The organism is Streptomyces sp. PU-14G (genome assembly GCF_041028275.1).
Lineage (GTDB): Bacteria > Actinomycetota > Actinomycetes > Streptomycetales > Streptomycetaceae > Streptomyces.
In genome coordinates, this window is sequence record NZ_JASKYT010000024.1 from 12,641 (window position 1) to 32,996 (window position 20,356).

Consider the following 20,356-nt stretch of genomic DNA (forward strand, 5'->3'; position numbering starts at 1 on the left):
CGACAACGAGGAGACCCCGTGCCGTCCTTCGACCACCCGACCGAGTCCGTCTTCACCTGGGCGGCCCCGCCCCTGAAGTTCGGCCTCGGCGCCCTCGCCGAGATCGGCGAGGACCTCCAGGCCCTCGGCGTCCGGCACGCCCTGGTCATCACCGACCCCGGAGTCGCGGCGAGCGGCGTACCCGACCGGGTCGCCCACGCCGTGAAGACGGCCGGGCTGGACGTCGACGTCTTCGACGGCGTGGCCGTCGAGCCGACCGACGCCAGCATCGAGGAAGCCGTCTCCTTCGCCCGCTCAGGCCCCTGGGACGGCTTCATCGCCGTCGGCGGCGGCTCGGCCATGGACACGGCCAAGGCCGTCAACCTGCTCACCACCCAGCCGGGCACCCTCATGGACTACATCGCCCCGCCCATCGGCGGCGGCAAGGTGCCCGAGCAGCCGGTCCGGCCGCTGATAGCCGTACCGACGACGGCGGGCACCGGCTCCGAGGCGACCACCATCTGCGTCGTCGACCTGCTGAACCTGCGGCTCAAGGCCGGCGTCAGCCACCCGCGGCTGCGGCCCGCGCTCGCCGTCGTCGACCCGCTCACCACACTGTCCGTGCCCCCCGCCGTCACCGCGGCCAGCGGCATGGACGTCCTCACCCACGCCGCAGAGAGCTACACGGCGCTCTCCTTCGACGCCCGGCCCGCCTTCCCCAACGCCAAGGCACGCGCCGCCTTCTGCGGGGCCAACCCCGTCAGCGACGTGTGGTGCGAGAAGGCCATGGAACTGGTCGGCACCCACCTGCGCAGGGCGGTGATGAACGGCAACGACCTCAGCGCCCGCTACGGCATGGCCTACGCCTCCGCCGTCACCGGCATGGGATTCGGCAACGCCGGAACACACATCCCGCACGCCAACGCCTACCCGATCGCCGGCGCCGTCGAGAACTACCATGCCGAGGGCTACCCCCCGATGCCCATGGTGCCGCACGGCCAGGCCGTCGCCTCCACGGCGATGGCGGCGTTCCGCTTCACCTACCCCTCGAACCCGCAGCGCCACCTGCGCGCCGCCGAACTGATCGGCGGCCGTCCCGTCGACCCCGACGAGGGCGCCGAAGCCCTCCCCCGCGTCCTGCGCGAACTCCAGCGCGACATCGACATGCCGACCGGTGTCTCCGCCTTCGGCTTCACCGAGGACGACCTCGACACCCTCGTGTCCGGCACGCTCAAGCAGTCCCGCCAACTGTCCGTCACCCCGCGTCCCCTGACGGCCGAAGCCGCCGGCCGCATCTTCCGCGAGTCACTCCGCAACTGGTGACCGGCACGCCCGGCAAGCCCCTCCCCCTGCGCCCCCTCCGGAGGCATTCGCATGCCCGCAACCGCGCAGTCGCCGACCAGTAAGGCCGCCCTGGCCGGCGCCATCGGTACCACCATCGAGTGGTACGACTTCTTCCTCTACGGCACCGCCGCCGGCATCGTCTTCGACAAGCTGTTCTTCCCCCGCTTCGACAGCGTCGTCGGCACGCTCATCGCCTTCGCCACGTTCGCCGTCGGCTTCGTCGCACGCCCCCTGGGCGGCCTGATCTTCGGCCACTTCGGCGACCGGGTCGGCCGCAAGACCGCCCTCATCACCACCATGTTCCTCATGGGCATCGGCACCTTCCTCGTCGGCGTCCTGCCCACCTACGGCACCATCGGCGTCTGGGCGCCGATCCTGCTGGTCCTCCTCCGCATCATCCAAGGCATCGGCATCGGCGGCGAGTGGGGCGGCGCCGTGCTGATGTCGGTCGAGCACGCGCCGGAAGGCCGCAAGGGCTACTACGGAAGCTGGCCCCAGATCGGCGTGCCGGCCGGACTCATGCTGGGCACGGGCGTCTTCGCGCTCCTGTCCAGCGCCCTGTCCAGCGAGCAGTTCCTCGCCTGGGGGTGGCGCATCGCCTTCCTGCTGAGCGCCCTCCTCGTCCTGCTCGGGCTCTGGATCCGCCTGCAGGTCTTCGAGACCCCGGACTTCCAGGCCGTCAGGAAGGAGGACACACAGGCCCGCATCCCCATCGTCGAACTCCTGCGCACCTCCAAGCTCAACCTGCTGCTCGGCATGGGCACCCGCATGGCCGAGGGCATCGCCTTCAACACCTGGGGCGTCTTCGCCATCGCCTACACCACGACCGAACTGGACGTGCCCAGGACCCACGCGCTGATCGGGGTCATGGTGGCCGCGGCGGTGTGCGTGCCCATGATCCCGCTGTGGGGAGCCGTCTCCGACCGGTTCGGCAGGCTGCGCACGTTCGGGCTGGGAGCCGCGCTCTTCGGCGCTTCGGCGGTGCCGGCGTTCGTCCTCTTCGACACCGGCTCCGCGCTGGTCATCGGCGGCACGCTCGTCGTGACACTGGGCCTGTTCTACGGCGCCATGTACGGGCCGCAGGCAGCGCTGTACGCCGAGCTGTTCCCGCCCAACGTCCGCTACAGCGGCGTGTCGTTCGTCTACCAGGTCTCCGGGATCTTCGCCAGCGGCTGCACCCCGCTCATCCTCACCAGCCTGCTGAACGCGGGAGACGGCAGCCCGTGGCTCATGGTCACCTACATCGTGGGCATGTCCGCGGTCAGTCTGGTCTCCGTCGTCCTCATCGCCGTGCTGGCACGACGACGCGCCCGTGCCGCTGCCCCAGAGCCCGTACCCGCCGCCGCGCAGCCGGCCTCCCCTCCGCCCGTAAGGCAGTGAACGTGCCCACCTCACCCTCCCGCAGCACCGACGGGATCACCGCCGCCCTGCACCGCGCCGGCGTGGCCGAGACCGACGACTCGCCACTCGCCCGGTCCCTGTACGCCTCCGACGCCTCGCTCTACCGCATTCCGCCCAGCGCCGTCGTCTTCCCCCGCCACACCGACGAGATCGCCGCCGTCCTGTCCGTCTGCCGGGAGCACGGTGTCCCCGTCACCATGCGCGGCGCCGGCACCTCGATCGCGGGGAACGCCGTCGGGCCCGGTGTCGTCGTCGACACGAGCCGGCACCTGGACCACGTACTGGAGGTCGACGTGGACGCCCGCACCGCGCTCGTCGAGCCCGGTGTCGTCCAGGCCCGCCTGCAACAGGCCGTCGCCCCGCACGGCCTGCGCTTCGGCCCCGACCCCTCCACCCACAACCGCGCCACTCTCGGCGGCATGCTCGGCAACAACGCCTGCGGCAGCAGGGCGCTGGGCTACGGCCGCACCAGCGACAACGTTCTCGGCCTCGACATCCTCGCGGGCACCGGCGAGCGGCTGCGCCTGGGCGACGTGCCGGGGACGACGGCGCGCTCCCCTCTCCTCGAGAAGCTGACGGAAACCGTCCACGCCGACCTTGCGGTCATCCGCACCGAACTGGGGCGCTTCCCCCGCCAGGTCTCCGGCTACTCCCTCGAACACCTCCTGCCGGAGCGGGGATTCGACGTCCCGCGGGCGCTCGTCGGCAGCGAGGGGACCCTCGGCCTCACCCTGGCCGCGCGCGTACAGCTCGTACGTGACGAACCGGCGCGTCTCCTGGTCGCCCTCGGCTATCCGACGATGGCCGAGGCGGCGGACGCCGTACCGGCACTCCTTCCGCACGCACCCGTCGCCTGCGAGGGGATCGACGCGCGTATCGTCCGCACCGTCGCCGACCGGCGAGGCACAGCCGCGGTCCCCGAACTCCCCCGCGGGGACGGCTGGCTGCTGGTCGAGCTGGCCGGCCCGGACACCGCGGCGCTCACCGCGGCGGCAGGACGGCTGATCAAGGACGCCGGAGCGCTGGACTCCCGCGTGATCACCGACTCCCGGCACGCCGCAGCGCTGTGGCGGATACGTGAGGACGGCGCCGGACTGGCCGCCCGCACCCCTGACGGCGAGCCCGCACACGCCGGCTGGGAGGACGCGGCCGTACCACCCGAACGACTCGGCGCCTACCTGCGCGAGTTCGAGGCGCTGCTGTCCGAGCACCGCCTCACGGGCCTGCCCTACGGCCACTTCGGTGACGGCTGCGTCCACGTCCGCATCGACTTCCCGCTCGGCGCACCCGGCGGCACCGGAGCGCTGCGCGACTTCCTCTTCGCGGCCGGTGAGACGGTCGCCCGGCACGGCGGTTCCCTCTCCGGTGAGCACGGCGACGGCCGGGCCCGAGGGGAGTTGCTGCCGCTGATGTACTCGGCCGAAGCCACAGACCTCTTCGCCCGCGTCAAAGGCGTCTTCGACCCCGACGACCTGCTCAACCCCGGCGTCATCGTGCGGCCGGAACCCGTGGACGCGTCCGTACGCGCCGCCGACGCCCGCCCGTTGCGCCGTACCGAACTGCCCACCCTCGCCCTGGCCCACCGGCACGACCGCGGCGACCTGTCCATGGCCGTGCACCGCTGCACCGGTGTCGGCAAGTGCCGCGCCGACACCACGGCGGCGGGCGGCGTGATGTGCCCCAGCTACCTGGCCACCCGCGAGGAGAAGGACTCCACCCGCGGGCGCGCCCGCGTCCTCCAGGACGTCGTCTCCGGCCGGCTCGGTCCCGACGGCTGGCGATCGCAGGCGCTGCACGAGGCGCTCGACCTGTGCCTGTCCTGCAAGGGCTGCTCCTCGGACTGCCCGACGGGCACCGACATGGCCGCCTACAAGGCGGAAGCCCTCCATCAGCGCTACCGCCGGCGGCTGCGCCCCCGCAGCCACTACGCGCTGGGCCGGCTGCCCACCTGGACCCGCCTGGTCACCCGGCTGCCCGTACTCACCCGGGTCGCGAACCGGGTGCTGCGCTCAACCGGCCTTCGTCCGCTCCTGCGCTGGAGCGCCGGCGTCGACGCCCGACGCCCCCTGCCCTCCTTCGCCCCCACCTCCTTCCGCCGCTGGTTCGCCCGGCGGCCCGACGGGCGGCCACGTCGACACGGCGACGTCGTCCTGTTCACCGACACCTTCACCGACGCCTTCTCACCCGAGGTGGGGCAGGCGGCGGTCGCCGTACTCGAAGACGCCGGCTACCGGGTCACCGTCACGGCACGCCCGGTGTGCTGCGGCCTCACCTGGATCTCCACGGGGCAACTGGACGGCGCGGCCAAGCGGATCCGGGCGACCGTGCAAGCGCTCCTCCCCCACGTCCGCGCCGGCGCGCTGGTCGTCGGGCTCGAACCCTCCTGCACGGGGGTGCTGCGCTCCGACGCCACCGAGCTGCTGGAGGGCGCCGACGCCTCGGCCGCGGCCGAGGTCGCCGACGCCACCCGCACCCTCGCCGAACTGCTGGCAGGCACACCCGGGTGGGTCCCGCCCGACCTGTCGGGAGACACCTACGTCGCCCAGCCGCACTGCCATCACCACGCCGTCATGGGCTGGGACACGGACCTCGCCCTGCTGACCCGGGCAGGCGCCGACGTCACACGCCTCGGCGGCTGCTGCGGCCTGGCCGGCAACTTCGGCGTCGAACGCGGCCACCACGACGTCTCCGTCGCCGTCGCGGAACACCGCCTCCTGCCCGCCGTCCGCGAGGCCGCGCAGGACACCGGCATCCTGGCGGACGGCTTCAGCTGCCGTACCCAGCTGAGCACACTGGCCGACCGCTCGGGCGAGCACCTGGCGCAACTGCTCGCGCGCCGGCTGCCGCCCGCTGCGCTCGCGCGCCGGTTGCCGCCCGCTGCTGAGCACCCGGATCGCGGTGCGCTGCGGGAACGGACGCCGCGTGCGGAGTAGACCGCCGCCCGCCGCACCCGAGGGCCCCGCCTGCGGTGACGGCGGAACGGCCGCAGCACCCAGACCCGGTCGGTCGAGCCGGTTCAGGGGCGGTGCGTGAACAGGAGGTAGCCGCCGAAGCCGAGGAAACCGATACCGGTCGCCTGGTCCAGTCGGCGGCGCGGCACGCGCATGCGGCGCTCGTGCCGCAGAGACCGCCCCGCCGCGATGTACACCAGGGCGGCCAGCCCTTCGACGGCGACGTAGGCGACCGCGAGCGGGATGAGAGAGGAGGGCGCGGCCCCGTCGGGAAGGAACTGCGGCAGAAACGAGGCGAACAGCAGCAAGGCCTTCGGGTTGGACAGGGCGGTGACGAACTCCTGTCGCACGGCGACGGCATAGCGCACGCGCACTGCCCCGGCCGCGTCACGGCTGCCCGTGCCCGCTTTCCACAGAGCCGAGACGCCCAGCCACATCAGGTAGGCGACACCGAGCCACCGCACGACCTCGAACGCGACGGCTGACTGCGCCAGGACCGTTCCGAGTCCCGAAACGACCAAGGTGACGAGGAGGGCGAAGGCGGCGAAGCGTCCCGCGACCCCCACCAGCGCGTACCGGGCCCCGGCCAGGGCGGCGTTGCGCAAGCCGAGGAGTTGGTTGGCCCCCGGGATCACCGCCATCAGGAAGGCCGCCGGAAGAAAGAAGTGCCACGCGATCATGTCGGCAGTCTTCCCGACTGCTGCTTCGGGCAGGCGCCGCCGCGGCTGACGGCTGTCGCTTCCGGCCGACGAGCCGACATGCATGCCGAACGCCCGCCGCCTCCCCGGTCCAGATCAGGGCCCGATCCGGATGCGGGCCCGGTCCGGGGTCCCGATGCCGGCCCGGTCCCGATGCCGGCCAGGCCAGGCCCCAGGCTGCTCCGAAGCCTCCAGGAGACCGACGGCACATGACGGACGCCGACAGGAATCCGACAGGAGGCCGACAGGGGTTCGGGCAGGCAGGTCCTAGCCTGGCGCTCGGTGGGTGACGCGGATCTTGGACTGGCCGTGCGGGAGGTCCTCCCAGTCGTCCATGAAGCGCGCGGTCAGGCCGTGGTCGGCAGCGAGGGCGACCAGCGTCTCGGTGCGGTAGTAGAAGTCCTCCCGCAGCACGTGGTGTTCTTCACCCTCCGTACGGTCGAAGGTGAAGTCGAACCAGCCGCCCGGGGCGAGGACTCGGCCGATGTGGGCGAAGCACTCCTCGATCACCGGCAGTGGCGAGTGGGAGAACACGCTGTGCGCGTGCACCACGTCGAACCCGCCCTCCGGCAGGAAGCCCAGCGTGAGGTCGCGCACCGGCGTCAGTGTCGGCAGCCGGCCCTGGAGCCCCTGCTGCTGGAGCGTGTCCTGCGCTGCGAACAGGATGTCGGGAGAGATGTCGATGCCGTAGTAGTGGCCAGGGCGCAGGTACTCGATGAACCGCCAGCCCGCTCTCAGGTTGCCGCAACCGATCTCCAGCATCCGGTGTTCCGGGCGCAGCCCGTGGTCCAGCAGGTAGTCGAACTGCATGGCGCCCAGGGCCAGCCAGCGCTCCCGGCTGCGGCCCCCCACGGCCGCGTCGGGATCGCGGCGCGTGTCCGAGCGCATGACCGCCCGGTAGTAGGCGACATGGTCCGGCGCGCGGTAGCGCAACCACGTGTCGCGGGCGGTGCGGCGCAGATGCCGTGGCACGCGGCCGGGGTGGCGCAGCGCGTAGGACAGGCGGTGGGAGAGGGAGGCACGGTTGGCTGTCAGGTTCTTGGGCATGGAGGTGCTCGTTCTCGGTAGGGGCCGTTTCCCAGCAGTCTCACCGGCGCCGCGGGCCCCCGACGTCGGAGGTGCGGCTGCCCCGGAGGGCCCCGCCGAGCCACACCGATGTCAGCCGATCGGATGATGTACCTCATGAGGAGCGCTTGTATACGTGGTGAGACAGGGCCCCCGGGAGGCGATGAGGACGCGGTGGAGCGAGACGACACGGAGCCGGACCCCGACGCGCGCTGGCTGACCGCCGCCCTCGACATCGCCTTCCTCCTGTTGCTCGGCGGTGCGATCGTGCGCCTGCTCACGCACGGACCCGCCGACGACGTCCGCACCGCATGGATCCTCGGCCTGTTCCTCGCCTTCGGGGCCCTCTACCTGCTCGGGCGGCTGACGGCCCCCGCGCCGCACCACGGTGAGCGTCCCACCGTCGCCCATCTGCTCTGGCTCGGTGCGGTGCTCGCTTTCTGGCTGGTGCTGCTGGCCCTCGAACCGAGCGCCACCTGGTGCACCATGCCGCTGCTGTTCACCGGACTGCACCGGCTGCCCGTGCGGCTCGCGGTTCCGCTCGCCACCGTGCTGGTCCTCCTCGTGGTCGTCTCCGAGGTGCGGATCGCCTCCGGCGGTTTCAACCCGAACCTGGTGATCGCCCCGGTGGCTCTCGGTACGGTTGCCACGGCCGTCCTCGTCCACGGCCGGCGCCTGATCAGCCGGCAGCGGCTGCTGATCGACGACCTGGTGCGCGCCCGCGGTGAGCTGGCCGCCTCGGAGCGGCACGCGGGCATCCTGGCCGAGCGCCAGCGGCTGTCGGCGGAGATCCACGACATCCTCGCCCAGAGCCTGTCCAGTCAGCAGATGCTGCTCCAGGCCGCGCAGCGCCACTGGCACGCAGCGCCGGACACCGCGCACACGCATGTGCGGGACGCCGCGACGACCGCGGACCGTGCCCTGGCCGAGGTCCGCAGGTTCGTCCGCGACCTGGCCCCGCTCGACCTCGCCGAGAACTCCCTCGTACAGGCGCTGCGCGCTCTCGCCGAACGGGACGGCGCACACGGCCCCGCCGTCGAGTTCCGCCTGGACGCCGCGCCGGGCGGCCCCGGCCCGCTGCCCGGACCGGTCGAGGCGGCGCTGCTGCGGGTGACCCAGCAGGCACTGACCAACGCGCGGCAACACGCGGGGGCGACCCGGGCCGTCGTCACCCTGACCTGTCTGGAGGACCGGATCACCGTGGACATCGCCGACGACGGGTGCGGCTTCGACCTGCGACGGCCGCCGCGCCGCGGCCGGACCGCCGACCGCGGCCACGGTCTTCCGGTCATGCGGATGCGGGCCCGGGAGGCCGGCGGTTCGCTCACCGTCGAGTCGGCGCCCGGCGAGGGAACCGTGGTGACGATGGCCGTGCCGCTCGCCACCGGCAACGCGGGAAGGGAGATGCCGTGACCAGCGCAGCCACCACGGTCCGGGTACTGCTGTGCGACGATCACGCCGTCGTCCGTGCCGGGCTGCGCGCCCTGCTGTCCAGCACCGACGGCATCGACGTCGTCGGTGAGGCGGGCAGCGGAGAGGAAGCCCTCGCCATGGCCGCGGGGCTGTCGCCGGACGTGGTGCTCATGGACCTGCAGTTGGGCGCCGGCATGGACGGCGTGACGGCCACCCGCCGGCTGACCTCCCGCCAGGACGTGTCAGAAGACGGCCCGGTCCCACGGGTGCTGGTCCTCACGATGTTCGACACGGACGCCGACATCGCGCGCGCCGTCGCCGCGGGCGCCACCGGTTATCTGCTCAAGGCCGAGCGTCCCGAGCGGCTGTTCGGGGCGATCAGGGACGCCGCTGCCGGACGTACCGTGCTGTCGGGCTCGGTCGCCGACCGGGTGGTCTCCCGTCTGCGCACCCCCGGGCCCACCCTCACCCCGCGGGAGAGCGACATCCTCGGCCGGCTCGTCCAAGGCCTCGGCAACCGGGAGATAGCCCGGGCCCTGTTCCTGAGCGAGGCCACGGTCAAGACCCACCTCGGACGCATCTACACCAAGCTGGGCGTGCGCACCCGGGCGGGCGCGGTGGCAGCCGCGGCCCGCCACCGGCTGCTGCCGTGACGGGCCGCCCCTTCGCGGCCCCGCCCGGGTCGGCCGTGACCCTTCACGGAGGATCGGCCCGGGCGGGGCACCGCGAGGCTCCCCCGCCCGGGCCCGGGGGGCGTGCACCGGCCTCGGGGCGGGCGCCCGGACGCCGGGCGCCCGCGGAGTGCCTACTTGCTGACCGCGAAGCGCATCAGGGCGTGCTCGTCGCCCTGCTTGATCTTCCCCGTCACGTTGATCACTTCGAGTTTCCACGTGCCGCCGACCCGTACGGCCTTGGCCACGGCGCAGCCGTTGTCCTGGGTGAGCAGGCTCGGCCAGATGTCGGCGACCTGCTGTGCGGAACCACCGGTCGCGTCGTAGACCTTGAAGCTGATGTTGCGTGCCTTCTGGAAGGAGCTGCCCTTCTTGTAGGCGGCGGCGACGAACACGATCGAGTTGATGTTGCCCGGGACGCCGGCGAACTCGACGGTGACGGTCTCGTCGTCACCATCGCCGTGCCCGGTCTGGTTGTCGCCGCTGTGCACCAAGGATCCGTTCCCCATCGGGTCCAGCGAGTCGAGGCCCGCCAGCCGGACCGGGTCCCCGTCCTGCATCGCGACGGCGATCAGGTCGAGGTCGGTTCCGGCCTTCCGGCGGAAGCGGCCCATCACCCCGCCGCTGCTGCCGGCCGTCGGGTCCCAGGACACGCCGATCGTCAGATGGGACACACCGTCCAGATCTGCCGGGCCGTCTTCCTTGGTAAGCGTAATCATGTGCGATTCATCCTCGTGTCGGCGGAACTACCCCACAAAGTGTGCCTGGCCCCCCTACGGGCTCCTCGTGAGGGGTCCTCGTGAAAGCCCTCGTGAGGAGCCCCGACCGACGGGCACAGGTGCGCACTTCGTCGACGCCGCGCGGCGGTGGCGGCCGAGGAGGTGGGGATTTCCGGCGGCACCTGACGTGACCCGTCGCCGCCCGGGCCCTGCCGACGAGGCCTGGGAACCAGGCGATTCGGGCAGGACCGGCCGGCGGCGGAGGGGCCGGGCGCCACGTCGGGCCGGCCTGGCGGCCGGTCCCGCCCGGATGGCGTCAGGGTGCAGGGGCGGCGCCCACCCCGAAAGCACGGCTACCGCGGATCACGCCACTCGCTCTTCATCGTCGCGAGGAGGTGTGCCGCTTGCCGCGGATGCCGGCCGGCGACATCGGTGGTCTCGGCGGGGTCACGAGCGAGGTCGTACAGCGCGAAGTGCCAGTCCTCATCGGGGTGGTCGCGTCCGCGGTCCGGAGAGAAGCGCACGGCCTTCCAGTCGCCCACGCGTACCGCCTCGGCCGCGCTGCGGGCGAAGGGACCGTCCTCTTGTGCCTGCCCGGGCGTGGTGTACGGGTCGTTCCGGTAGAAGTACAGCGGCCGGTGCGCCGCAGCCCGCCGTGCGCCGAGCAGTTGCCGGGGCATCGCGACCCCGTCGAGGCCGTCGGGTACCTCGCTGCCGGCGCCCGCGAGCGCGGCGAGGGTCGGGAGCAGGTCCCAGGAGGCGACGACCTGGTCACTGGTCGATCCGGTCCGGTGGACGCGTCCGGGAGCACGGACGATCAGCGGTACCCGGATGCCGCCCTCGAACAGATTCCGCTTGTATCCGCGCAAGCCGCCGCCCGCCCCGTAGGAGTGCGGATCGAGCGCTTCCTCCTCCGTGGGTCCGTTGTCGGAGGCGAACAGGACGACGGTGTCGTCGTCGAGCCCGAGTTCCTCCAGCCTGCCGAGGAGCGCACCCACCTGCCGGTCGGCGTAACCGACCTGTGAGCAGTGGCGCCGGGCCGCCGGGCTCAGCCGTGGATCGTCCTCGTAGACGGGGTCGGTCCGCGGGATCTCCTGCGGGCTGTGCGGGAGTTGGGAGCTGACCACGCAGAGGAACGGGTCGTCACGGTGACGCTCGATGAAGTGCAGGGCCTCGCGCAGAACGAGGTCCGGCGCGTACGTGTGCGCGGCACCGTCCGCGTTCCCGGGAACGGCGTACCGCTCGTGGTCGGACCACAGGTACGGCGGATAGTAGTCGTGCGCGGCGGCATGGGTCGCCTGGCCGAAGAACCGTTCGAAGCCCTGTCTGTTGGGGTGCCCTGGATGGTCCGGCACGTCAGGGCAGAACCCCCACTTGCCGAACAGCCCCGTCCGGTATCCGGCGCCGCGCAGCACGTCGGCCACCGTGACGTCCCCTTCCCCCAATGGAGCGTCCGGCTCCCCCGGGTCGGGATTGGCCCGCACCGGCGCGTGCCCGGTGTGCAGGCCCGTCAGCAGGGTGGCGCGGGAAGGCGCACAGACGGGCGCTCCCGCGTAGTACTGCGTGAAGCGGACCCCCTCCTCCGCCATGCGGTCGAGGTGCGGGGTGCGGATAATGCTGTTGCCGAAGCATCCGGCCTCGCCGTAACCGAGGTCGTCGGTGAGGTAGAGGACGATGTTCGGCCGCCGGCGTCCGGCCCCCGGGGCGGCGGCCCCCGCGGCGGCGGCAGCCGGCCCGCCCAGCCCGGCGGCGGCGACCCCTCCCGCCGCTGCCAGGACGTTGCGGCGCGACAACTGTGCGGGCATCTTCCCTCCTTGCCGCCCGCCCCGTCGGCGAGCGGAGCAGCGGGTCGGTGGAACGCGGCCGATTTTTGCATGGGCTCCGGCACGCCGACAGAGGGCGGAGCCGCGCGTGCGGCGAAGACGCCGATGTCGCACAGGCCGCTGTAGACGTCCACGGCGCCGGATATTCCAGGCCCTTGTCGGGGCGCGCCGTTGCCGTCCTGTGAGGCGGCGCGCCCCCTCGCGGGCACAGGCGCCCGCTGCGGCACCCGCCGTACTGCCGCACCCGCACTCGCCGGCTCTCTCGGACATCGCGCCGGGAGCGCCAGGCCGCTCAGGGCTCTCCGGCCCCGGAGCGGCCGGTGGGCCCCCCGCCGCCGTCCGCCGCGCTCTCCCACTGGGAGCGCAGGCGTCTCAGATGGGTGCGCATCAGGTGCTCCGCGCCCGGCACATCACGGGCCAGCACCAGGTCGAGGAGGCGCTCGTGTTCCTCGGCGGACTCCATGAGCTGGCCGGTCTTCGCGAGCCCGGCAAGGCCGTAGAGCCGGGAATGCCCGCGCAGTTCGCCGACGACCTCCACCAGGCGGCGATTCCCGGCGAGGGCGACGAGCGCCAGGTGGAAGCGCCTGTCGGCGCCGAGAAAGCCGACCAGGTCCCCGGCGCGGGCCGCCTGGACTATCTCCCGCGCCACGGGGCGGAGTTCCTCCAGCTGGGCCGCGTCCCCGGTACGGGCCACCTGCCCGACCGTGGGCACCTCGATCATCTCCCGGATCGCCACGTACTCGGCCAGGTCGCGCTCGGACAGTTCGGTCACGCGGAAGCCCTTGTTGCGCACGGGTTCGACCATGCCCTCGCGGGTGAGGTCGAGCATCGCCTCCCGTACGGGCGTGGCGGAGACGCCGAACTGCGCGGCGAGCTGCGGGGCCGAGTACACGGCCCCGGGGCGCAGTTCGCCGGCGATGAGGGCGGCGCGCAGGGCGTGCGCGACGTGGTCGCGGATGCTGAGCCTGTCCGGCACGGCGGGCAGTTTCAGCGGGCGTTCTGCGGTCATGGGCGCACTGCTCCTCGCCGGGCAGGGGACGGACGGGCGGAGTGATCGTGCCGATCGTACGTCGGTGTTCTCGCCGCCACGTGACCGTGCGCGGGGAAGGCGGGCGCTACACGGGTCTTCCGGCGCCATGTGATGTGTGAAATTGTACTGGCGTTTCAATGAGCGTGTACACAACAACGCACGCTGTGCACGGCCATGCCAACCCGCCACAGCCAGTCCAACCCGACACCCTCACAGGAGTTGCCAGATGAGCCGGAACGACCGAAGAAGCTCGTTACGCTCACGTCTCACCCGTGCCCTCTGCGCCGGCGCCCTGGCGGTCTCGCTGGGCGCGGGCACCGGCCAGCTCGGCGGTGCCCACGCGGCGACCGGCGCACAGGCCACCGAGGAGCCCCGTCTCGCGGGGCCGCGCCCCGCCGACTCCTCCGCCGCGGCCCCCGCGGAGGGCGATCCTGGGCACGTCGCGAAGCGGCGGCTCGCGGTGCGAGACAGGCCTCCCCTGCCCGCCTCGCAGGACGCACTCCGGCGCGACTACGACACCCCGGCCGAGCCCTCCCACAAGCGCCCCTCGATGCAGCGTGCCGGGAAACAGCGCAACGGGACGGGGGGCGGTGCGGCGCACGGCGTGCGGGACACCTGCTCGCCCAGTGACTTCGCGCAGACCGGTGAAGCGCTCATCCAGCAGATCACCTCCTCCACGACCGCGTGCGTCAACACGCTCTTCTCCCTCACCGGGAGCGACGCGCGCGGCGCCTTCCGCGAGGAGCAGATGGTGACCGTCGCCGACGCGCTGCGGGACGGATCGGCCGCGTACCCCGGCGACGGCAGCACCGGCATGCCGCAGATCGTGCTGTTCCTGCGCGCCGGCTACTACGTGCACTGGTACCACGAACCGGACGTGGGCCCATACGGGCCGGCGCTGAAGGCCGCGATCCAGGGCGGCCTGGACGCGTTCTTCGCCTCCGCGCACTCGCACGACGTGACGGACGCCAACGGCGAGACCCTGGCCGAAGCCGTCACCCTCATCGACAGCGCCGAGGAGAACGCCCGCTACCTCGACGTCGTCGAGCGCATGCTGGAGGGATACGACAGCTCGTACGACGACAAGTGGTGGATGCTCAACGCCGTCAACAACGTCTACACGGTGCTGTGGCGCGGACATCAGCTCCCGGAGTTCGTACAGGCCGTGCAGAGGGACCCAGGTCTGCTCGACACCCTGCACGCCTTCGCCCGTGACCACCTCGGGCTGCTCGGCGGCGAGCAGGCCTACCTCACCTCCAACGCGGGACGCGAGCTGGGCCGCTTCGTCCAGCACTCGCCGCTGCGCCAGCGGACACGCCCGCAGCTGAAGGACCTGCTGGACGCGACGGAGATGACCGGAAGGACGGCCCCGCTGTGGGTCGGCGTGGCGGAGATGGCCGACGCCTACGACAAGGACAACTGCGCGTACTACGGCGTGTGCGACCTTCGGCAGCGGCTCACACAGGCCGTGCTGGTGGACAGGGAGTCGTGCAGCGACAGCATCTCCATGGCCGCGCAGGACATGGACACCGGCAACTTCTCAGCCGCCTGCGAGAGCATGGTCGGGCAGGACGCGTACTTCCACCAGGTCGCCAAGGACGACGGACCTGTCAAGGGCGACAAGAACACGAGGATCGAGGTCGTGGTCTTCGACTCCAGCGCCGACTACCAGACGTACGCGGGCGTCATCTACGGCATCGACACCGGCAACGGCGGCATGTACCTGGAGGGCGACCCCTCGGCCGACGGCAACCTGCCCCGCTTCATCGCGTACGAGGCCGACTGGATGCGGCCCGACTTCCAGATCTGGAACCTGAACCACGAGTACACGCACTACCTCGACGGCCGGTTCGACATGTACGGCGACTTCGAGGCCGGGGTCTCCACCCCGACGGTCTGGTGGATCGAAGGCTTCGCGGAGTACCTCTCCTACTCGTACCGCGACCTGCGCTACGACGAGGCGATCGCCGAGGCGGGCAAGCAGACCTACGCGCTCAGCGACCTCTTCGACACCACCTACGAGAACGGCGACACCAACCGCGTCTACCGCTGGGGCTACCTGGCCACGCGCTACATGCTGGAGAGGCATCCCGACGACGTGGCCACGGTGCTCGCCGCCTACCGCGCGGGCGACTGGGACGCCGCCCGCACCCACCTCAAGGCCACCATCGGCACCCGGTACGACGCCGACTGGAACTCCTGGCTCGACGCCTGCGCGGGCGGCGCCTGCGCGGCCCGCAGACACGGCTGACCATCTCCCCGAATGACCCCGTACGACCGGTCGCGCGGGGCCGGTCGTACGGAGCCGGTCGTACGGGGCAGGCCGCAGCGCGGCGGACAGGTGCGGCCGTGGTGAGCGGTGGCCGGGCAGGGCAGCCGGACCGGGGACGAAGCCGCCTTCAAGGCGGCCTCCGGAGCGAAGATCACCTGGCAGTCCGCCTTCGGTTTCCGAGCGCGGCGCACCTTGCTTCCGGCAGGGAACGCCGAGGACGCGGAGGCTGCCGCCCCGGCCTCGTCGAGGCGGCCCGTCAGCCGGCGCCCGCAGGCGCTTCTGCCGCTACCAGAGCCTCCCGGGCCGCCGCCAGTGCGCGGTCGCGGTCGGCCTCGACGAGGCCGATGCGGGTGCGGCGGTCGAGGAGGTCGGACTCGTCGAGGGCGCCCTCGTGCCGGACGGCGAAGTGGAGCTCGGCCGCGGTGACCTGGGCGGCCACGGGTTTCAACAGGTCCGGGTCGCCGTGCGCCTGGGCGAGAACGGCCGCGCTCTCGCTGCCGTACCGGGCGCGGAGCCGGGCCGGCACATCGGGCGCGGTGGGCGCGGTGCCCGCGCCGACGAGGGCGAGGGCCTGGGTGCGGCAGGGTCCCGCGTCGAGTCCGGCGCGGGCGACGGCGGCGTCGACCGCGTCCTCGGCCATCGCCCGGTACGCGGTGAGTTTTCCCCCGACGGCGGTGATGACGCCGTCCGGTGAGGTGAGAACGGCATGGCGGCGGGAGAGGTCGGCGGTGCGTGACGTGCCGGTGCTCTCCAGCAGGGGTCGCAGCCCCGCGAAGGCGCCGATGACGTCCTGCCTGGCCAGTGGGGTGGCCAGCGCGCCGGAGAGCGTGCGCAGGAGGAAATCGATGTCCTCCTCCGGCGCTTCGGGGATGTCGGGGACCGTGTCGACGGGCTCGTCGGTGAGGCCCGCGTAGATACGGCCGTCCCCCTGCGGAAGGGCGAACACGAACCTGCTGGACTCCCCCGGCACCGGGACCGTCAGGGCGGCGCGGGGGCTGCCCAGGCGTGCTGCGGGCAGGACGACGTGCGTGCCTCGGCTGGGCCGCAGGGTGACGTCGGGCACGAGGGCGCCGGCCCAGACACCGGCCGCGTTGACGACGCTCCGGGCCCGGATCTCCATGCGGGCGCCGGTGAGTTCGTCGCGCAGTGCGGCGCCGTCTCCGGTGAGTTCGAGGGCGCCGCACCGGGTGAGGACGTGCGCTCCGTAGCCGGCGGCGGTGCGGGCGAGGGCCACGACGAGGCGCGCGTCGTCGGTGAGCTGCCCGTCGAAGGACAGCTGTCCGCCACGCAGGCCGTCCGCGCGCACGGCCGGGGCCAGCGCGAGGGTGAGCGGCGCGGGTATGCGGCGCGACGGCGGCAGGGTGCGGGCGCCGACTCTGGCGCCGACGCGCAGGGCGTCTCCGGCGAGGAAGCCCGCGCGGGTCCACAGGGCACGGGCGTGGGAGGTGCGGGTGTGCAGCGGGAGCACCATGGGCAGGGCGCGGACGAGGTGGGGGGCGGTCCTGCTCATCAGGATGCCGCGTTCGCGGGCCGACTCGTAGGCGATGCCCACGTCTCCACTGGCCAGGTAGCGCAGTCCGCCGTGTGCCAGCTTCGAGCTCCAGCGGCTGGTGCCGAAGGCCAGGTCGTGGCGGTCGACGAGGACGACGCTGAGGCCGCGTGAGGCGGCGTCGAGTGCGATGCCGGCACCGGTGACGCCCGCACCGACGACGAGCAGGTCGACGGTGGGTCCGGTGGCCAGCCAGTCGAGGGAACGGGCGCGCCGGGCGGCGTTGAGGGAGGCGGTGTGCTCGGTCGGTCGTGTCATGCGGCGGTGCTCCAGGGACGCAGGTAGCCGGTCAGCAGCCGGCCGAGCGAGTCGAGGAGGGACTCCTCGGTGAGGGTGTCCTCCACCAGCCGCCGGGAGGCTCCGATGGACTGGATGGTCAGCAGCACGACGCGGGACAGTTCGGCGGGCTCACCGGCGCGTACGGAGCCGTCGCGCTGCCCCTCCGCGATCTGGGCGTGCAGCAGTTCGAGGGCGGCGTGCTGGCTGGAGCCCAGCCGGTGGAAGACGTAGGTGGCCAGCAGTTCGGCCTCGCTGTCGAGGAAGCGGCGAAACAGCGAGTGGTGCCACACCGCGCGCACCGTGCCGGTAGCGCCGTGCACGATGCGGCCGAGCGCGTCGGCCTCGGTCGCCTCGGTGACGGCCTCGGCGAAAAGCGCCTTCAGCTCCCGCGTCATCAGGTCACCGACGAGCGAGGAGATGTCGGGCCAGTGGCGGTAGACGGTCGGTCTGCTCACCCCGGCGCGGCGGGCCACGTCGGTGAGCGTGGTGCGCCGCACTCCGAACGCCTCGACGCAGGCGCGTGCGGCGTCCAGGATGTCGTCCTCGTTCTTCCGTCCAGAGCTTTTACGAATTGACGTCACGTGTAAGACTGTACGCCATGAAGCGACCCACTCGCCGCGTCGGTGACATGGCCTGGAACGCCTGGGGCGACCCGGCACACGCCCGCCAACTGGACGAGTCCCAGCGGCAGTTGCTCGTCGAGACACTCGGCGTCAGCGCCACCGTGCCCCCGCGCGCGGAGCGCTCCGCGCTGCGGCTGCCGCCCAGCGCACTGCCCGAGCCCGCCCATGCCGCACTCACCGCGGTCGTCGGCGAGGAGCACGTGCGCACCGACGACGCGGCCCGGGTGCTGCACCTGGGCGGCAAGAGCACTCCCGACCTGCTGCGCCGCCGGGAGGGAGACGCCCGGCACGCCCCGGACGCGGTGCTGACCCCGGGCACGCACGAGCAGGTACAGGCCCTCGTGGAGACCTGTGCCCGGCACGGCGTCGCGGTCGTACCGTTCGGCGGTGGCACCAGCGTCGTCGGCGGCGTGGAACCCGCACGCGAGGGCCATCCGGCCCTGATCAGCCTCGACTTGCGGCGCCTGGACGCCCTGGTGGAGCTGGACGAGGAGTCCGGCACCGCCACCCTGCAGGCGGGCCTGCGCACCCCCGAGGCCGAGGAACTTCTCGGAGCCGAGGGCTACACGCTGGGCCACTTCCCGCAGAGCTTCGAGTTCGCCACCATCGGCGGCTACGCCGCCACCCGCTCCGCGGGCCAGTCCTCGGCCGGATACGGCCGCTTCGACGCCATGGTCACCGCGCTCAAGGTCGCCACCCCGCGCGGCACCCTCGACCTCGGCCGCGCCCCCGCCACGGCCGCGGGACCCGATCTGCGGCAGCTCTTCCTCGGCTCGGAAGGCGCGCTCGGTGTCCTCACCGAGGTGACGGTACGGGTACACCGCGCGCCGACCGAACGCCGGGACGAGGCCTGGTCTCTCCCCTCGTTCGCAGCGGGCACCGCCGCCGTGCGCGCGCTCGCGCAGCGCGGATTGCTGCCGACCGCGATACGCGTCTCGGACGAGACGGAGACGTTCGTCAACGCCGTCATCGCCGGCTCGCAAGCGCCCGAGGGATGTCTGTCCGTCGTCAGCCACGAAGGCGACCCCGGCCAGGTCGCGCGCCGCAGCGCGGCCGTGCGGGAGCTGCTGGCCGCGCACGGCGGAACCCGGCTGGAGGACGAGGTGGCCGCCGCCTGGCGGCGCTCCCGCTTCTCCGGCCCGTACCTGCGCGACGCACTCCTCGACACGGGCGTGCTCACCGAGACCCTGGAGACGGCGACTTCCTGGGCGGGCCTGGCCGCACTGCGCGCGACCGTGACCGCCACGCTGACCGAACACCTGACGACGGCCACGTCGACACCGGTCGTCTTCTGCCACCTCTCCCACGCCTACCCGTCAGGCGGCTCGCTGTACTTCACCGTCGCCGCGGACGCCGGCGAGGAGCCGCGAGCCCGCTGGCGGGCGGCCAAGAAGGCGGCAGGTGACGCGATCGCGGCTGCTCGGGGCTCGATCACGCATCACCACGCGGTCGGCCAGGACCACCGCCCCTGGATGGAGGCGGAGGTCGGCCCCCTCGGCGTGGAGGTGCTCGCCGCCGTCAAACGGACACTGGACCCCGCGGGCGTCATGAACCCTGGCAAGCTGATCCCTCCGGCCACCACCCGGCTATCCGAGGCCTCATGACCCCCCGACCGAGCACAGCCGTACTCGTCAACCCGGCCTCCCTGACCGGAAGCTCGGCCAAGAACGCGGAGGTGGCCCTGCGGCACCTGGCTCGGGCCGGGTGGGACGCGACACTCGTCTCGGGCAGCGATCCGGCCGACACCCTGGAGCGCACGCGCAACCACCTCGCCGCCGGCACCGACGTCCTCACCGTCGTCGGCGGTGACGGCCTGGTCCACCTGGGGCTCCAGGCCGTCGCCGGCTCCGGGGTGCCACTTGCCGTGGTCCCGGCGGGCACGGGCAACGACTTCGCCCGCGCCCTCGGCATACCGCTCCGGGACCCGGCCGCCGCCGCACGCCTGATCACCCACGGGACCCCGCGCGCCGTGGACCTCGCGCGCTGCGGTGACCGCTGGTTCGGCACCGTGCTGGCCTCGGGCTTCGACGCCCTGGTCACCCGGCGCGCCAACACGCTGCGCCGGCCTCGCGGCGGCGCACGCTACACCGTCGCCACCTTCGTCGAGCTCGCCAGGCTGCGCCCGCTCTCCTTCAGGATCCGGCTCGACGAGCGCGAGCTCGCGTTCGACGCCACGCTCGTCGCGGTGGGCAACACCTGTTACTACGGCAGCGGCATGAAGGTGTGCCCCGAGGCGGTGCCCGACGACGGGGAGCTGGCCGTCACCGTCGTGGAGAGCGCGCCCGCCCTGCGGCTGATGAGTACCCTGCCCCGGTTCTACAGCGGCTCCCACGTCTCCCACCCGAAGGTGCACACCTACCGCGCCCGCCAGGTGGAGCTGACCGCGCCCGGCGTGTTCGCCTACGCGGACGGGGAGTTCATCGGTGACCTGCCGCTGACGGTCAAGTGCGTGCCGAGGGCGGTGTCGGTGCTGGTGCCGGAGTGAGCACGTTCATCCACCGGAACACCGAGGCTTACTGCCCCTGACCGCCAGAACGAC

Annotated in this window: 15 protein-coding genes; 8 read left to right on the forward strand and 7 right to left on the reverse strand. The window is 72.7% G+C overall.

Translation table 11 applies throughout. The features are described from left to right. Positions 1–18: 18 nt before the first annotated feature. From AB8Z75_RS05015 to AB8Z75_RS05025, 3 genes are read left to right on the forward strand one after another with little or no spacing between them, the layout of a single operon-like run. A complete protein-coding gene (locus AB8Z75_RS05015) occupies positions 19–1,302 on the forward strand; it encodes a hydroxyacid-oxoacid transhydrogenase (RefSeq protein WP_369200129.1) in 1,284 nt (427 codons plus the stop codon). 51 nt (positions 1,303–1,353) lie between these two features. Continuing rightward, positions 1,354–2,703: an MFS transporter gene (locus tag AB8Z75_RS05020; protein WP_369200130.1), complete on the forward strand. Its 1,350-nt coding sequence runs from the start codon at positions 1,354–1,356 to the stop codon at positions 2,701–2,703. 2 nt (positions 2,704–2,705) lie between these two features. Continuing rightward, complete coding sequence (locus AB8Z75_RS05025) at positions 2,706–5,657, forward strand: FAD-binding and (Fe-S)-binding domain-containing protein (protein WP_369200131.1); 2,952 nt, start codon at positions 2,706–2,708, stop codon at positions 5,655–5,657. An 83-nt stretch (positions 5,658–5,740) separates the two neighbouring features. Here the strand turns inward: AB8Z75_RS05025 and AB8Z75_RS05030 are convergent, their stop codons facing one another. Continuing rightward, a complete protein-coding gene (locus AB8Z75_RS05030) occupies positions 5,741–6,355 on the reverse strand; it encodes a LysE family translocator (protein WP_369200132.1) in 615 nt (204 codons plus the stop codon). Between the two features lie 285 nt (positions 6,356–6,640). After that, positions 6,641–7,420 carry a class I SAM-dependent methyltransferase gene (locus tag AB8Z75_RS05035; protein ID WP_369200133.1) on the reverse strand — a complete coding sequence of 260 codons (780 nt, stop codon included), beginning with the start codon at positions 7,418–7,420 and terminating at the stop codon, positions 6,641–6,643. Between the two features lie 192 nt (positions 7,421–7,612). Between AB8Z75_RS05035 and AB8Z75_RS05040 the strand changes: the two genes are divergently transcribed. Both AB8Z75_RS05040 and AB8Z75_RS05045 read left to right on the forward strand, forming a co-directional pair. Further along, the gene (locus AB8Z75_RS05040; protein ID WP_369200134.1) at positions 7,613–8,851 is read left to right on the forward strand and encodes a sensor histidine kinase; all 1,239 of its coding nucleotides are present in this window, start codon (positions 7,613–7,615) and stop codon (positions 8,849–8,851) included. Next, entirely contained in the window at positions 8,848–9,504 is a 657-nt protein-coding gene (locus tag AB8Z75_RS05045) for a response regulator (protein WP_369200135.1), read from the forward strand. Before AB8Z75_RS05040 ends, AB8Z75_RS05045 begins: the two co-directional genes overlap by 4 nt. Positions 9,505–9,656: 152 nt before the next feature. Here the strand turns inward: AB8Z75_RS05045 and AB8Z75_RS05050 are convergent, their stop codons facing one another. The 3 genes from AB8Z75_RS05050 to AB8Z75_RS05060 all read right to left on the reverse strand — a co-directional run bounded on the left by AB8Z75_RS05050 (position 9,657) and on the right by AB8Z75_RS05060 (position 13,073). After that, positions 9,657–10,241, reverse strand: a complete 585-nt coding sequence (locus tag AB8Z75_RS05050; RefSeq protein WP_369200136.1) for a TerD family protein — start codon at positions 10,239–10,241, stop codon at positions 9,657–9,659. Between the two features lie 353 nt (positions 10,242–10,594). Beyond that, on the reverse strand, positions 10,595–12,046 hold the full coding sequence (locus AB8Z75_RS05055) for an arylsulfatase (protein WP_369200137.1): 1,452 nt from the start codon (positions 12,044–12,046) through the stop codon (positions 10,595–10,597). A 310-nt stretch (positions 12,047–12,356) separates the two neighbouring features. After that, entirely contained in the window at positions 12,357–13,073 is a 717-nt protein-coding gene (locus AB8Z75_RS05060) for a GntR family transcriptional regulator (protein ID WP_369200138.1), read from the reverse strand. Between the two features lie 247 nt (positions 13,074–13,320). Between AB8Z75_RS05060 and AB8Z75_RS05065 the strand changes: the two genes are divergently transcribed. Continuing rightward, positions 13,321–15,345: a collagenase gene (locus AB8Z75_RS05065; protein ID WP_369200139.1), complete on the forward strand. Its 2,025-nt coding sequence runs from the start codon at positions 13,321–13,323 to the stop codon at positions 15,343–15,345. Positions 15,346–15,622: 277 nt separating this feature from the next. Here the strand turns inward: AB8Z75_RS05065 and AB8Z75_RS05070 are convergent, their stop codons facing one another. Further along, positions 15,623–17,173, reverse strand: a complete 1,551-nt coding sequence (locus tag AB8Z75_RS05070) for an FAD-dependent oxidoreductase (protein ID WP_369200140.1) — start codon at positions 17,171–17,173, stop codon at positions 15,623–15,625. Continuing rightward, positions 17,170–17,775, reverse strand: a complete 606-nt coding sequence (locus tag AB8Z75_RS05075) for a TetR/AcrR family transcriptional regulator (protein ID WP_369200141.1) — start codon at positions 17,773–17,775, stop codon at positions 17,170–17,172. Before AB8Z75_RS05075 ends, AB8Z75_RS05070 begins: the two co-directional genes overlap by 4 nt. A gap of 17 nt (positions 17,776–17,792) precedes the next feature. On the opposite strand from AB8Z75_RS05075, the gene AB8Z75_RS05080 reads away from it, so the two are divergent. Continuing rightward, positions 17,793–19,421 carry an FAD-binding oxidoreductase gene (locus tag AB8Z75_RS05080; protein ID WP_369200142.1) on the forward strand — a complete coding sequence of 543 codons (1,629 nt, stop codon included), beginning with the start codon at positions 17,793–17,795 and terminating at the stop codon, positions 19,419–19,421. Next, positions 19,418–20,302, forward strand: coding sequence for a diacylglycerol kinase (locus tag AB8Z75_RS05085; RefSeq protein ID WP_369200143.1), 885 nt, complete (start codon positions 19,418–19,420; stop codon positions 20,300–20,302). The genes AB8Z75_RS05080 and AB8Z75_RS05085 overlap by 4 nt, the downstream gene beginning before the upstream one ends. The last annotated feature ends 54 nt before the right edge of the window (positions 20,303–20,356 follow it).